General features: G+C 63.9%; 18 protein-coding genes. 12 read left to right on the top strand and 6 right to left on the bottom strand.

The genetic code is table 11. From position 1 onward, the window contains the following. Positions 1–78 precede the first annotated feature (78 nt). The 6 genes from AB7532_RS21330 (at position 79) to AB7532_RS21305 (ending at position 4852) form a co-directional block, all read left to right on the top strand. Complete coding sequence (locus tag AB7532_RS21330; RefSeq protein WP_441236695.1) at positions 79–273, top strand: hypothetical protein; 195 nt, start codon at positions 79–81, stop codon at positions 271–273. Between the two features lie 60 nt (positions 274–333). After that, positions 334–582, top strand: a complete 249-nt coding sequence (locus AB7532_RS21325) for a hypothetical protein (protein ID WP_441236694.1) — start codon at positions 334–336, stop codon at positions 580–582. Positions 583–691: 109 nt separating this feature from the next. Beyond that, positions 692–2977 carry a glycosyltransferase family 4 protein gene (locus AB7532_RS21320; RefSeq protein ID WP_441236693.1) on the top strand — a complete coding sequence of 762 codons (2286 nt, stop codon included), beginning with the start codon at positions 692–694 and terminating at the stop codon, positions 2975–2977. A 34-nt stretch (positions 2978–3011) separates the two neighbouring features. Beyond that, the gene (locus tag AB7532_RS21315) at positions 3012–4313 is read left to right on the top strand and encodes a glycoside hydrolase family 130 protein (RefSeq protein ID WP_441236692.1); all 1302 of its coding nucleotides are present in this window, start codon (positions 3012–3014) and stop codon (positions 4311–4313) included. Positions 4314–4372: 59 nt separating this feature from the next. After that, positions 4373–4615 (top strand): hypothetical protein, encoded by a 243-nt coding sequence (locus AB7532_RS21310; RefSeq protein ID WP_441236691.1) that lies wholly within the window; start codon positions 4373–4375, stop codon positions 4613–4615. A 42-nt stretch (positions 4616–4657) separates the two neighbouring features. Then, positions 4658–4852 (top strand): hypothetical protein, encoded by a 195-nt coding sequence (locus AB7532_RS21305; protein WP_441236690.1) that lies wholly within the window; start codon positions 4658–4660, stop codon positions 4850–4852. A 55-nt stretch (positions 4853–4907) separates the two neighbouring features. On the opposite strand, the gene AB7532_RS21300 is transcribed toward AB7532_RS21305, so the two are convergent. After that, on the bottom strand, positions 4908–5924 hold the full coding sequence (locus AB7532_RS21300) for a TRAP transporter substrate-binding protein (RefSeq protein WP_441236689.1): 1017 nt from the start codon (positions 5922–5924) through the stop codon (positions 4908–4910). A 72-nt stretch (positions 5925–5996) separates the two neighbouring features. On the opposite strand from AB7532_RS21300, the gene AB7532_RS21295 reads away from it, so the two are divergent. The 4 genes from AB7532_RS21295 (at position 5997) to tsaA (ending at position 8702) form a co-directional block, all read left to right on the top strand. Beyond that, complete coding sequence (locus AB7532_RS21295; RefSeq protein ID WP_441239330.1) at positions 5997–6986, top strand: transglycosylase SLT domain-containing protein; 990 nt, start codon at positions 5997–5999, stop codon at positions 6984–6986. Positions 6987–7090: 104 nt separating this feature from the next. After that, on the top strand, positions 7091–7831 hold the full coding sequence (locus tag AB7532_RS21290; protein ID WP_441236688.1) for an AzlC family ABC transporter permease: 741 nt from the start codon (positions 7091–7093) through the stop codon (positions 7829–7831). Continuing rightward, positions 7828–8178: an AzlD domain-containing protein gene (locus AB7532_RS21285; protein ID WP_441236687.1), complete on the top strand. Its 351-nt coding sequence runs from the start codon at positions 7828–7830 to the stop codon at positions 8176–8178. The genes AB7532_RS21290 and AB7532_RS21285 overlap by 4 nt, the downstream gene beginning before the upstream one ends. A gap of 32 nt (positions 8179–8210) precedes the next feature. Beyond that, the gene (tsaA, locus tag AB7532_RS21280; protein WP_441236686.1) at positions 8211–8702 is read left to right on the top strand and encodes a tRNA (N6-threonylcarbamoyladenosine(37)-N6)-methyltransferase TrmO; all 492 of its coding nucleotides are present in this window, start codon (positions 8211–8213) and stop codon (positions 8700–8702) included. Between the two features lie 108 nt (positions 8703–8810). Here tsaA and AB7532_RS21275 read toward each other — a convergent pair whose 3' ends face one another. The 4 genes from AB7532_RS21275 to AB7532_RS21260 form a co-directional block, all read right to left on the bottom strand. Beyond that, entirely contained in the window at positions 8811–9239 is a 429-nt protein-coding gene (locus AB7532_RS21275) for an HIT family protein (RefSeq protein WP_441236685.1), read from the bottom strand. Positions 9240–9305: 66 nt separating this feature from the next. Continuing rightward, complete coding sequence (locus AB7532_RS21270; RefSeq protein ID WP_441236684.1) at positions 9306–10547, bottom strand: GNAT family N-acetyltransferase; 1242 nt, start codon at positions 10545–10547, stop codon at positions 9306–9308. 177 nt (positions 10548–10724) lie between these two features. Further along, positions 10725–11471, bottom strand: coding sequence for a glycerophosphodiester phosphodiesterase (locus AB7532_RS21265; protein ID WP_441236683.1), 747 nt, complete (start codon positions 11469–11471; stop codon positions 10725–10727). Positions 11472–11481: 10 nt separating this feature from the next. Further along, positions 11482–11949, bottom strand: a complete 468-nt coding sequence (locus AB7532_RS21260; RefSeq protein ID WP_441236682.1) for a RidA family protein — start codon at positions 11947–11949, stop codon at positions 11482–11484. Between the two features lie 245 nt (positions 11950–12194). On the opposite strand from AB7532_RS21260, the gene AB7532_RS21255 reads away from it, so the two are divergent. Together AB7532_RS21255 and AB7532_RS21250 are read left to right on the top strand one after the other, a co-directional pair. Further along, entirely contained in the window at positions 12195–13040 is an 846-nt protein-coding gene (locus AB7532_RS21255; RefSeq protein ID WP_441236681.1) for a cell envelope integrity EipB family protein, read from the top strand. Between the two features lie 174 nt (positions 13041–13214). Next, a complete protein-coding gene (locus AB7532_RS21250; RefSeq protein WP_129272251.1) occupies positions 13215–13616 on the top strand; it encodes a RidA family protein in 402 nt (133 codons plus the stop codon). 33 nt (positions 13617–13649) lie between these two features. Here the strand turns inward: AB7532_RS21250 and AB7532_RS21245 are convergent, their stop codons facing one another. Continuing rightward, a complete protein-coding gene (locus AB7532_RS21245; RefSeq protein WP_441236680.1) occupies positions 13650–14057 on the bottom strand; it encodes an ACT domain-containing protein in 408 nt (135 codons plus the stop codon). Positions 14058–14113: the final 56 nt, after the last annotated feature.

The raw sequence follows: 14113 nt of genomic DNA, 5'->3' as shown, positions 1-14113 counted from the left end.
TGCTGGCCGACTGGATCGTGCCGCCGGTGATTGTCCCGCTGTTTCTGTTGCTCCTGGTGGCTGCCGCGGCTTTTTCGCATGGTTAGGACGACGCTCCAATATCTCGTGAGCGGACGCGATCAAAGCGGCTACGTCAGTCTGAGCCGCGACACGACGGCTGCTGCTTTGAAGAAGGCAAGGGAGCTGTTGCAGGAAGGCTATATCGACGTGCGAATCTGCACGCCGCAAGGCCGGATTTTGCTCTCTGACGAGTTCGACCAGTTCGAGGCATGAGAAGCCGCCGACGGTTCGCCACTCGGCTTACCCGGATTCTCCGCGAGGAACGTTACCTGCATGAAAGTATTTATTGTCGTATTGGCGCTTGGCATGTTTGTGCAAAGTGCCGTCGCGAAAGAAGCGGACTGCCGTACGATCGAAAGCACGAGCGGACGGCTCGCCTGTTACGACGCTGCGTTTCCGCCGCAGGCGAAGCAACCCACTGCTGCCGAAAAAGACGCGGCGCGGGCTGCCTACAAGGATCCCTTCATCGCGGAAGAGGCCAAGACCGCAGCGAAGCTGAAGAATATCTGCCGCGGCTGTTGAGGTTTGTCATCAGGCAGCGCAGGCGTGGCAGAAGGCTGACGGGCGGCGGAATAAGCCGTCTGCCGCCGTGGCACGCTCCGACATCAAGTGAAATCAGTGAGGTGCCGAAATGACGCCGCTCCGCCGTATCGCCGTCATCGGCAACTCGTTGCCGCGCCGGTGCGGAATTGCGACCTATACGACCGACCTGAAGGACGCGATCTCGGTTTCGCGCCACGATCTGGAGATTTGCATCGTGGCAATGACCGATCGCGGTGAAGCCTATGATTATCCTCCGGCGGTCGCGTTCCAGATCAAGGACGGCAATATCGAAGACTACATGCGGGCCGCGGATTTCCTCAATGCCGGCCGGTTCGACACTGTGTGTCTACAGCACGAGTTCGGGATTTTCGGTGGTGAAGCCGGGGCCCATATCCTCGTGTTGTTGTCCCGCCTTGCCATGCCGGTGGTGACGACGTTCCATACCGTGCTGGCCAATCCGACACCTGCGCAACGGACGGTCATGGAGCGCATCGTCGAGGCGTCGTCTAAGGTCGTGGTGATGGCCCATAAGGGCCGCGAACTGCTGCGTGACGTCTACCTGGTGCCTGACGACAAGATCGAAGTCATCGCCCACGGGATTCCCGATGTCGCCTTCGCCGCGCCCGATGCAGCGAAGGCCACCCTCGGATTTGAACAGAAATCGGTCATTCTGACATTCGGCCTGTTGTCCCCGAACAAGGGCATCGAGGTCATGATCGACGCCATGCCGTCGATCCTGAAGCGCTGCCCGAATGCAGTGTACGTCGTGCTCGGCGCAACGCACCCTAATTTGGTCAAGGACCAGGGTGAGGCCTATCGCGAGAGCCTGACGGCGCGGGTGCGCGAACTCGGGATCGACGAGCACGTGGTGTTCTTCGATCGATTTGCCGATCTTGCCACGCTGCTCGAATTCATCTCGATGTGCGACGTCTATGTCACGCCCTATCTCAACGAAGCCCAGATGACCTCGGGAACCCTGGCCTACAGCTTCGGACTGGGGAAACCAGTCGTTTCGACGCCTTACTGGCACGCGCGTGAGCTGCTTGCCGACGGTTGCGGCGTGCTGGTGCCTTTCGGCGATGCCGGGGCGATCGGTGACGAGATTGCAAATCTGCTGACCGACGATGCTCGCCGGCAGGCGATGTCTCGGCGCGCCTATGCGGCAAGCCGGATGATGACGTGGGAGCGGGTGGCTGAGAGCTACGTGTCCGTCTTCGACAAAGCACGGCAAGGCCATCAGCCCAAACTCTTCGCGCTCTCCGAGATGAACGCGCCCGAGCTGCGCATCCCCGTGCCGCCCGATATGCAGATCGGACATTTCCTGTCGATGTGCGACGATGTCGGGCTGTTCCAGCACGCGGTTCATTCGGTGCCGGATCGCGCCCACGGCTATTGCGTCGACGACAATGCCCGAGCCCTGCTGCTGGCCTGCGCCCTCAATGGTCCGGGCGAAAAGCCACTCTCGGAAGTCCTGACGAGCCGGTTCGCGGCATTCGTGCAGCATGCCTGGAACCCTGACACCGGGCAATTTCGCAACTTCATGGGATTCAATCGAACCTGGCTGGAAGACAGAGGGTCCGAAGACAGTCACGGGCGAACGCTATGGGCCTTGGGCGAGGCTGCACGCAGAGACGCGAGCCCGACCCGGCGCCTGTGGGCTGCTGCGTTGTTCGCCCGGGCATTGCCGATCGCGAAAAGCTTTTGTTCGCCACGCGCGTGGGCGTTCATGCTGCTCGGTTTGGACGCCTATTGCGCGGCAACTCCAGACGATCTCCACGCCAGGGAAGTCCGGCACTCGCTTGCCGACAGGTTGATGACCTGTCTGGCGTCGGTCGAGACGGCAGACTGGGTGTGGTTCGAGGAAGGGCTGGCCTACGATAACGCGCGATTGCCGCAGGCCTTGATACTAACGGGCATGGCGACACAGATGCCTCGATATCTCGATGCCGGATTGAGGTCTCTGCGCTGGCTCATGATGCAACAGACGAGCGCGGCAGGGCATTTCCGTCCGGTCGGCACCGCTGGTTTCGGCGAGCGGCGGCAACATCCCCGTGCGTTTGATCAGCAGCCTGTGGAGGCGACGGCAACGATCGCCGCCTGCCTCGCCGCGTGGCGTGCCGATGGCGACGCCGAATGGAAAGCCTTGGCGACTCGGGCCTTCGCCTGGTTTCTCGGCAGCAACGATCTCTCCGTGGCGCTGGTCGATCCGCTCACTGGCAGTTGCCGGGATGGTTTGCACCCCGATCGCGCCAACGAAAACCGCGGGGGCGAGTCGGTTGTTTGCTATCTCCTCGGACTTGCGGAGATGCGCCAGCTTGCGCGCGTCAACCCGAGCCTGACACGGCCCACAGCCTTGCGCGCCGTGAGCGCCTGAACTTCATCTTTTCATTCAGCAGGCCGAGGATACCGTGTCACAAGCTTCTTTCCTGAACCGGCAGGGGCTTCATCTGCGCCCCGATCCAGCGCGGGTCATCGTGCGGCCATTCAAGCCGGCAACCGAACCCCGCGACCTGAACCCGACCGACAAGATGCGGGCAAATCATATCGTCGACCGGGTCCTCGCGCTCAGCTCGGAGGCTGTCGCAGTTCAGCTTGCGGATGTCCTCGACAATTTCCAGGGGCGACATCGTAACCTCTTGGAGAGGTTCGAGACCCGCGCGGATGAAATGGAGGATGCTTTCGCGACGCACGGCCTCTTCTCGAAGACGCAGCGTCAGCTGGTCGGCGCCTATTTCCTCAGCGAGTATTCGTTCGAAGCCTCTGCCTTGTTCAACCCCAGCATCGTCCCGCATCCCGATCAATCTGGGGCGCCGAAGGGAGGCTTGCGCTTCATCATGAGCCTTCGCGCCGTCGGCGAGGGGCATGTGTCGTCACTGACGTTTCGAACCGGAACAATTGCGGCTGACGGAAGCCTGGCCGTCGATCCGACGGCGCGCCTTGCCTCGGTTCCCCGGGTCAGCCATCGCGTCTCCGGACCGGACGGCGACCGTGTGGAATTGACGTTCAGGCCCGAGGAAGACATCAGCGAGCGGGTCATCTTTCCAATTACCGATTCCCAGTCGAACGGCATCGAGGATGCGCGCTTTGTCAAATTCAACGACGGCGATCGGGAGACCTACTACGCGACCTATACGGCCTACAGCGGACGGGCAATCCGGTCCGAATTGATCGAGACCAGCGATTTCTTGTCGTTTCGACTGACGCCTTTGCGGGGAAGTGCGGCACAGAACAAGGGTATGGCGCTGTTCCCCCGCAAGATCGGCGGCCGCTTTGCCATGATCGCGCGACAAGACAACGAGAACCTGTACCTGCTCTATTCGGACGACCTCTACACGTGGGACGGCGGCGGGGTCCCCCTTCTGAAACCGCAATTTCCGTGGGAGTTCGTGCAGATCGGAAATTGCGGGTCGCCTATCGAACTTGACGAAGGTTGGTTGCTGCTGACGCACGGTGTCGGCCCGATCCGAAAATACTCGATCGGAGCGGCGCTGCTCGACAAGCGCGACCCATCCAGGGTGCTCGCACGTTCGGCCGAGCCGCTGTTGCGGCCTGAACCGTCCGAACGCGAAGGGTATGTCCCCAACGTCGTCTATACCTGCGGTGCGATGAGGCACAATGACCAGATCATCCTGCCATATGCCGTGTCGGATACCTTCTCCAGTTTTGCAACGATCAGGCTTTCCCCGCTCGTCGAAGCGATGCACCGCTGAGCGCGGCCTTCACGGTCGTTGACGTCAACTCCGTTTGTCAACAGTTCAGAGGAGCCGCCATGGTCCGCGAAACAACCTATGTCGTGCGGGCGTTCAATGCGGGCAAGGGCGGACGTCTGAAGGCCGATGCTCCCATCGTCTGCAAGTCGGAAAGCGGTGCGCTGCGAACGGCGGAGAGATTGGCCTTGAGCAAACTCGGCGTCGTCGCGTTCTCATCCAGCGGCGATCCCGAGATAGGTGACTACGACGATGAGCCAACGGTGTTCTTCCGAAAGGGTGAGCTTCCGACTGGCTTCGACTGAGTCGCTGGTCGTGGTCGAGCAGATATTGGCGGAGGAGCACAGATGAACGAACGACTTGAAACATTGAAGAAGGCCCGGGATCGCATGATCGAGGACAGAGATCCGCATGCGAAGGTGCTGGCCGCTCCCTTGGATCGTGAAAAGGCTGAGCGCGCACGGAACAAATTCGTCGAGCTTCAAACGCTGATTGATGCCTTGGATCGCGCCATCAGTGCGGAGAAGCCCGCCTCGGCTTAGGAGCGAAGCGAGCGAAAGGCGGAACTGGCGGACAACTCATCGCCGACGGCTCGCTTTATTGCTGTCTCGCCCATTCGACGATCGCAGTGGCATCGGCGCCCGCCTGCGCCTCCCAGGCCGCGATCACGGGCGCTGCCGCCTTCCGGAGTGCGGCGATCAGGGAGGCCGGTGCCGGCTCGGCGATGCGGACGCCATTGTCGCGCATGCGCGCGTAGTTCTCGGTGGTCCGGTGAGCCAGGAGCGCGAACTGGCTTTGCTCGGTCTCGGCCGCCGCAGCCAGCACCTCGCGCTGCATCGGCTCGGGCAGCCCGGCAAAGGCCTCGCTGCGGACGAAGGCGATCGAGACCGGCATCGCGTAGTTGATGGCCGTGAAATGCGGCAGGAAGTCCCAGAGTTTTCGCCCTGCGCCGCCGTCGCCGGAGGTGAGGAAGGCGTTCAGTTGATGGTCCTTCAGGCCGGCCAGCGCTTTGTCCATCGGCAAGAACTGCGCGTTCGCGCCCGCCGCGCGCATGACCTCGCTGGAATTGGCGTCGTAGGCCCGCAAGTTCAGTGTTGGCAGGTCGTCGGCACCGTCGAGCGGCCGTTCCGACCACAGGCCCGTGGCCGGCCAGATCGTCAAATAGAGCAGCTTGAGGCCGCGTGCGGCGAACGCCTTCTCATAGAGCGGGCGCGCTCGCGCGTTGCCGGCATGGGCGATGTCGACCGACTGCACCAGAAAGGGAAGGGTGGACAATCCGAGCACGGGGTCGAGGCCTGAGAGGGCGCCCGCAAAGGCATCGCCGCCCGCGATCCGGCCGTCCAGAGCCGCGCGTGGCATCTCGCCAGAGTTGATCTTGAGCTCGTTGTCGAAGGCGCTGGTCACGGTCACGAAACCGTTTGTGCGCGCCGCGACCCGATCGGCGAAAGTCGTAAGGCCTATCCCGGAAATGTTATTTTGCGGATATTCCGTGGTCATCCGCCAGTTGACTTGCGCCATCGCCGGCGTAGCGGACAGGGCGAGGGCAGCAAGGGCAATGAGCGTGCGGATCCGTTTGGCAGGGATGCGCATTGGGAGAAGCAGGTCAGGCAGCATATATTGGCAACTCGTCGAACCATGGCACGATGCCACGACATGGCAGATCTTCTTGTTGCATGCCGCGCCGGCATGCGCCACGGCGATGCTTGGGCATTGTTGGCGCGAATTGCAGCACTCGCCGTTGCCGCACTGCTGGTCTCTGCGACACAGGTTGCGGCATGGGACAGCTCGCCTGCGAAGATCAACGTCGCGGTGCCGAGCGTCGAGGAACTCGCGATGCCGCCGCCGAAGCCCGCGGACGCACGCGAAAGCGACACGCGGGAATCAATCTGCCTGATCGTGGAAGCGGCCGCACGCGATGCCCATCTGCCGCTGGAATTCTTCGCCCGCGTGATCTGGCAGGAAAGCCGTTTCCAGGCCGATGCGGTAGGCCCCATGACGCGCAGCGGCGAACACGCGCAGGGGATCGCGCAATTCATGCCGGGCACCGCGAGCGAGCGCGGGCTGCTCAATCCGTTCAACCCGGTGCAGGCGCTGCCGAAGTCGGCGGAGTTCTTGAACGAGCTGCGCAACCAGTTCGGCAATCTTGGCCTGGCTGCCGCCGCCTACAATGCCGGTCCGCGCCGGATCCAGGAATGGCTCGCGGGGACCGGTCCAATGCCGGACCAGACGCGCAACTACGTCTACGCGATTACCGGCACGAGCGTCGATGCGTGGGCCAAGGCAGGCGCAACCGGCAAGGGACCGCCGAGCTCGCCGCCGACGAGCTGTCGCGATCTGATGGCGCTCCTCAAGCGCGCGCCGAATGCGTTCGTCGCCGAGCTCGAGCAGCATGTCGAGCTTGCCGCCGCCAAGATCTGGGGCGTGCAGCTCGCGGCCGGCTTCGACCGCAACAGGGCGCTGGCGATGTATTCCCGTGCCGTCGGGCGGCTGAGCACCGTGATTGGCGAGCGCGATCCGAGCCTGCTGAGCTCGGTGATGCGCAGCCGCGGCACGCGTGCGTTCTACCAAGTGAGGATCGGCGCGGATACGCGCAGCGAGGCGGATGATCTCTGCAACCGCATCCGGAAAGCGGGCGGCGCGTGCTTCGTGCTGAAGAACCGGGGTGTGAGCGGGTAGGCGTCTCTCCGTGCGCATGCCAGCCCCGCCGCGCGCTTCCTTGACGTCAGACGCCGCATTCCGCGTTATGCAGCCACGATTCCACAACCCCGGCCAAAACCCCCGTGGCGCTTCCTCCGCTCGATTCACCTCAATGGCAAAGTCCCTGGCGCGCGTTTGCGTGGGGGCTTCGCTCGATCACGCAGACGATCCTCACGCTCGTGCTGTTTGCGACCTATCTCGGCATCGGTGCGCTGGCCCATGACACCCATTTCAGCTTGCTCTGGGCGCTCTGCTCGACGCTGTTCGTCTGGGCAGGTCCGGCACAGATCATCCTGATCACCACGCTCGGCTCGGGCGCGACGGTCATCCAGTCGGCGATCGCGGTCACGGTCAGCGCGATCCGGCTGTTTCCGATGGTGGTCTCCGTGCTGCCACTGATGCGCACGCCGACGACCAAGCGGCGCGAGCTGTTCTTCGCGGCGCATCTCACCGCCGTGACGCTGTGGGTCGAATGCCACCGCTTCCTGCCGCAGGTGCCGCGCGAGCGGCGGATCGCCTTCGTCAACGGACTTGGCTTCGGCCTGGTCTCGGTGTGCCTCACCGCCAATACGGTCGGCTATTTCCTCGCCGCCAATCTGACGCAGACGCTGGGTGCGGCGATCCTACTGCTGACGCCGTTGTCGTTCCTGTTCTCGACCGCGCGCAACAGCCGTGAGGCCGCCGACGTCGTCGCGTTGACACTCGGCTTTCTGCTCTATCCGTTGGCCGCGAAGATGAACTCGGGCCTCGACATCCTCGTCAGCGGCCTGGTGGCCGGCACGATCGCCTATGGCGTGCACTGGTGGCGGGAGGTGCGCGCATGAGCGCTGCGCAGCTCATCGGTGACTGGCATGCGCTTGTCGTGCTGTTCGTCGCGGGCGTCATTCCCAACCAGATATGGCGCATGCTGGGCCTGTGGTTCGGCGGCGGCATCGACGAGGGCTCCGAGCTGCTGGTCTGGGTGCGGGCGGTGGCCACCGCGATCCTGGCGGGCGTCATCGCCCAGATCGTGGTGCAGCCGCCGGGCGCGCTGGCCAGTGTGCCGGATGTCCTGCGCTACGGTGCGGTGGCCGCGGGCCTCGTCGTCTTCCTGCTGACCCGCCGCTCGATTTTCGCGGGCGTGGTCGCCGGCGAAGCCTTCATGCTGGCCGGCACGTGGTGGTTGGGCTAAAACCGCCTCCGAACAGCCAAGGAACACGAATTATGGTTCGCGAAAACGAGCTCCGCGAGGGCGAGATCGCCATCGAGCTGCCGTCGACGGAAGATGCCGGCCTCGTCTTCATCGGCCGCATCCGCACGCCCTGGACCTCGCGGCTGGAGACGCCGCGGCAGGGCCGCGCCGATGGCCCGATCTGCCGGCTCGAGATCTTCGAGCCCTTCATACCGGCGATCAAGGGCGTCGATTTCTACAGCAATCTCGAAGTGCTCTACTGGCTCGACAAGTCGCGCCGCGACATCGTGCTGCAAAGCCCGAAGAACAACGAGAAAACCCGCGGCACCTTTTCGCTACGGTCGCCGGTCAGGCCCAATCCGATCGGCACCTCGATCGTGAAGCTGGTCGGCATCGAGGGCAATGCGATCCTGGTGCGTGGCCTCGATTGCATCGACCATACGCCGCTGATCGACATCAAGCCCGATCGTTGCGAATTTACGCCACTGGCCGCGCCGCAGCCGGGGGATTTTCAGACGGAGTAAATCTCTCCTCCGTCATTGCGAGGAGCGAAGCGACGAAGCAATCCAGACTGCCTCCGCGGAAAGACTCTGGATTGCTTCGCTGCGCTCGCAATGACGAATGGAGAGAGATCAACCTGCCTTCAGCGCCGCGATCAGCTTGGTCGCGTTCTCTTCCAGCACCTTGACGTCTTCCTTCCGGCTCGCCGGCGGCAGCATGGCGATGCCGTCATGGCGCGGCATGACGTGCATGTGCAGGTGAAACACCACCTGTCCGCCGGCAGGTTCGTTGAACTGCTGCACCGTGATGCCGTCGGCCTTGAACGCCGTCATCGCGGCGGCCGCGATCTTGTGCGCGCCGCGCGCGACGTGGGCGTAATCGTCCGGGTTGATGTCGAGGATGTTGCGGGCAGGGGCCTTCGGGATCACCAGCGTGTGGCCGGGCACGCGCGGCATGATGTCGAGGAAGGCGAGCACGTGCTCATCCTCATAGACCTTGTGGCACGGGAATTCGCCGCGCAGGATCTTTGCGAAGATGTTGTTGGTGTCGTAGGCGGTCATGGCGGCGGCTCCCAGGAATTCTGCGCTTGGAATTTTGCGCTTACTGTCACCAGGCACACGAGGGCGTCAAGGCGCCTCGTCGATGCCCTTGCGGAACGGGCCGAGCTCGGCGAGCTCCCGGCCGGCTTCCGCGACATAGGCACGCTCGCGCTTGAGGTAATCGTCGATGGCGCGGCGCAGGCCGGGGTCGGCGATGAAGTGGGCGGAGTGCGTTGTCCGCGGCAGGTAGCCGCGCGCGATCTTGTGCTCGCCCTGCGCGCCGGCCTCGACATGGGTGAGGCCGCGCTTGATGGCGAAATCGATAGCCTGGTAATAGCAGACCTCGAAATGCAGGAAGGGGTGATGCTCGACCGCGCCCCAGTTGCGGCCGAACAGCGTGTCCGACCCGATGAAGTTGATCGCGCCCGCGATCCAGCGGTCGTTGCGGCGGGCCATCACCAGCAGCACGTCCTCGCTCATGGTCTCGCCGATCAGCGAGAAGAATTCGCGCGTGAGGTAAGGCCGGCCCCATTTGCGCGAGCCGGTCTCCATGTAGAACTCGAAGAATGCGTCCCAGGCGTCCTCGGTAATGTCCTTGCCGGTAAGACAATGGATGGTGATGCCATTGGCCAGAGCATCGCGCCGCTCGCGCTTGATCGACTTGCGGTGGCGGGAATTCAGTGTCGCCAGGAAATCGTCGAAACCCGCAAACCCCTCGTTGCGCCAGTGGAACTGCTGGTCGGTGCGCTGGAGGAAGCCATGCTGGGCAAGCAGCTTCCATTCCGCCTCGCGCGCGAAGGTGACATGGACCGAGGAGGCCTTGCTGACGCCGCACAGGGCCACCAGCCCGCTCGCCAGCGCCTCGGTGATGCGCTCGTGGTCGACACCGTCGCGGACCAGTAGCCGCGGGCCCGTGGCCGGCGTGAAGGGAACCGAGACCTGGAGCTTCGGATAGTACCGCCCGCCGGCCCGCTCGTAGGCGTCCGCCCAACCGCGGTCGAAGACGTACTCGCCTTGAGAGTGCGATTTCAGATAGCAGGGCGCCACGCCGGCGACGCGGCCATCGACCTTGGCCACGAGGTGTCTCGGCCCCCAGCCGGTGCGGATCGTTGCCGAACCCGATTTCTCGACGGCAGAGAGAAAGGCATGCGAGACGAACGGGTTATAGGCGGGTCTTGAGAGGCCGAAGGAATCGCCTGGAAGCGCGGATGAAGTTCCGGCGCCATACCCGTTGCAAGCCTTGTCGGGATTGGCGCAAGCGTCCCAATCCTCAGGCGACACCTCGCCAATCGAAGGCACGGCCTCGAGCGTGATTTCCGCTGGTCTCATCGTGCCCAAGATCGTGCATTGCAGCACCGACTTCAAGAGGCGGGAACTGGGAGGCGGTAGCCATCCCAGCCGTCATTGCTAGGAGCCCTTGCGACGAAGCAATCCAGAATGCCTCCGCAGGCGCATTTCTGGATTGCTTCGCTACGCTCGCAATGACGATGGAGAGGCAGTTCGGCCCTACGGCACGAACCCCTCGAAGATCATCTGGTCCGCATATTGCCCGACCCGTGTCCGCTGCTCCCCCGTCCGCACCGTCCAGCCGAGCAGGGCGCAGCCGAAGACATTGCGGGCGATCCAGGGGGCGGGGGCCGGCAAGTGGTCGACCTTGAAGGCGACGAAATGCGGCTGGGTCTGGAAGCCGTGGCGCAGGTACAGCATGCTGTCGCGCTGCGCCTGGGTCAGCTTCGCCCAGTACTCGTCCTCATAAGTTCGCTGCGCGACGATGCCGCGCGGGCGGGAGGGCAGCAGCTCGCGCAGCGCCAGCACCTGATCGGGATCGAACGACATGCCGACGGCTGGGCCCTGATAGGACGCCAGCACCTCGGCCATCCGCTTCACCAGCTTGCGGTCGCCGTCAAAATGGCTCTTCACCTCGATCACCAGCGGCACGCGGCCGGCGACCATGGCGCAGAGATCGGACAGCGACATCATCCGCTCAGGCGTATCCTTGAATACGACAGCCTTCAGCTCCGCCGCGGTCTTCGAGACCACCTCGCCGGTGGCCTCGGTGAGGCGGCCGAGCGCATGGTCGTGATGCACCATGGCCTCGCCATCGGCGGAGAGCTGGATGTCGACCTCGATCGAGAAATTGCCTGATATCGCAGCCTGCACCGCGCCCGGCATGTTCTCGACGATGCCACGGGAGATGTCATGCAGGCCGCGATGGGCGACCGGCCGGGCTGTCAGCCAATCAGGAGCGCGCACGATGCTGTCCTCAGGCGACCTCGAACACGCCTTCGACCTCGACCGCCGCATCCGCAGGCAGCGAGGCGACGCCGACGGTGGTGCGGGCATGGCGGCCCTTGTCACCGAAAGCGGCGACCATCAGGTCGGAGGCGCCGTTGAGCACCTTCGGCCCGTCCAGGAAGTCCGGCGCCGAGTTGATGAAGCCGCCGAGGCGCACCACGCGCACGACCTTGTCGAGGTCGCCGAGCGCGCCCTTGACCTGGGCCAGCAGATTGACCGCGCAGCCGCGCGCCGCCGCGGCACCGTCCTCGATCGAGACGCCGGCGCCGAGCTTGCCCTTGGCGATCAGCTTGCCGTCCGGGGCAAAGCAGACCTGGCCGGAGACGAACAGCAGATTGCCGGTGCGCACGAACGGCACGTAATTGGCCACCGGGGTGGGGGCCTCATGCAGCTTGATGCCCTGTTCCGCCAGCTTTTGTTCGACCGTGCCCGCCATGTCTCGACCTCGTTGTCCAAAATTTGTCCGCCCGGGCGCGTCCGTCGGGAGGCCGGGCGCGCCCTGTTTCGCCCATCGTGCCGCCACATGCAAGCAACCGGACGGGGCTGCATTTTATCGACGCCGGGCAGGAGGTTCAGCGCGAGGGCAGCAACTTTACGTGAAACGGCCTCAGTTGCGACGCAATGGAACGGTCACTAAACTGTCGAATCTGCGCTTCCCAAGTGCGTTCCCAAGGATGAGACATGGTGCACCTTTTCCGGACTTCGCTCGGTGTGATGACGCTCGCGGCGGCTGCGTTCGGCCCCGGAGGCGTTGCCCAGGCCGCCAACGGTCCGTTCCTCGCGCACCAGGCACTCTATGACCTCAGCCTCGTCAAATCGCGCTCCAATTCGGTCAACAGCGCGCGGGGCCGCATCCTCTACAACTTCACCGGCAGCTCGTGCGAGGGCTATACCTCCGAATTCCGCCAGGTCTCCGAGCTCGACAGCGGCGAGGGCAAGGTCACGCTCAGCGACCTCCGCTCCAACTCCTGGGAAGATGCCGCGGGCAAAAGCTACCGCTTCAAGATCGAGACGCGGATGAACGAGGCCGATGCCGGCCGGGTCGACGGCTCGGCGGAGCGCGACGGCGACCACATCAACGTCAAGCTGAAGCTGCCGGCGCCGAAGACTTTCACGCTCGACGGCCAGATCGTGTTCCCGACCGAGCAGATCCAGCGCATCATCGCCGCCGCCAGGGACGGCAAGTCGTTGCTCGAGCTGTCGGTCTATGACGGCTCCGACGACGGCCAGAAGGTCTACAACACGCTGACCGTGATCGGCCAGCCCATTGCCGCCGAGCGCGCGACGTCGTCCGACCCGTCGACCGCGGATGAGCACATGAAGTCGCTCAAGCGCTGGCCCGTCACCGTCAGCTATTTCGACCGCCAGTCGCAGCAGAAGGAAGGCGAGCAGACGCCGGTCTATGCGATGGCGTTCGAGCTCTACGAAAACGGCGTCTCGCGCCAGCTCGTGCTCGACTACAACGATTTTGTCATCTCGGGCGCGATGGGCAAGTTCGACATCAAGGACAGCAAGCCCTGCAATTGAGGGGCTGTCTCTTCGTCATTGCGAGCGCAGCGAAGCAATCCAGAATCCCTCTGCGGAGAGATTCTGGATTGCTTCGTCGCTTCGCTCCTCGCAATGACGGAGCCCAGCGGGACTAGCTCTCGTCACGTTGTCCAGCTACGCTCTCTCCCAACCACAAACTCCGGGAGCCAGCCCATGCCCAAGCTCGACCATCTCCGCCCCAGCGGCCTGCATCACAATCCCGCTTATTCCCACGTCGTCACCGCCACGGGCGCGCGGACGATCTACATTTCCGGCCAGGTCTCGACCGACGAGGAAGGCCGGATCGTCGGCGAAGGCGATCTCGCCGCGCAGACCACGCAGGTGATGCAGAATCTCGGTCATGCGCTGAAGGCGGCCGGCGCGAGCTATTCCAACATCGTCAAGATCACGACCTTCGTGGTCGGCTACAAGCCGGAGCTGCGCCCGATCATCGGCAAGGCCCGCTCGGCCTTCTTCGAAGGCATGGAGCCGCCGGCCTCGACCCTCGTCGGCGTCTCCGCGCTCGCCGCGCCGGAATGGCTGATCGAGATCGAGGCAATCGCGGTTGCGGATTGAGTCAGTAGCCCGGATGGCGCTTCGCCATCCGGGCTATGGGTGCTTCGCCTCTGACATCTGTTGCAGCAGCACCATCGCCTCGTCGGCCCTGTCGGCGGGCACAAACAGATGGTCGTGGTGGAAGGCCGATACGGCATTCACGCTGATGCCGGCATCGGCGAGACGCGCTGTGATCGCCGCCAGGAAGCCCACCGCATCGAGTGCGGAGTGAACCGTCAGCGTGATCAGGCGGGACGGGAAGGCGTAGCGTAATGCTGCTGCTTCGGCCTCTTCGCGCGAAATCACGAGCGTAGTGCCTTCTTGCTCACGAAACGTCAGCAGCGCATTGAGTGCTGCGGGAATGCGCTCGTTCGCGGCGATCGTGCAGAACACGAAGGTGCCCGGCCGCAGCTCCGGCCTCATCTGCCTCAGCAGCGCGTCGAGATCGCGTTCACCCGTCACGGTCGCTTCCTCTCACCACCGTCATCCTGAGGTGCCGGAGCGCAGCGGAGGCCTCG

The organism is Bradyrhizobium sp. 930_D9_N1_4, assembly GCF_052076015.1.
Classification (GTDB): domain Bacteria; phylum Pseudomonadota; class Alphaproteobacteria; order Rhizobiales; family Xanthobacteraceae; genus Bradyrhizobium.
The sequence above is the reverse complement of the archived record's forward strand: the minus strand, read 5'-3'. Positions and strand labels throughout refer to the sequence as shown.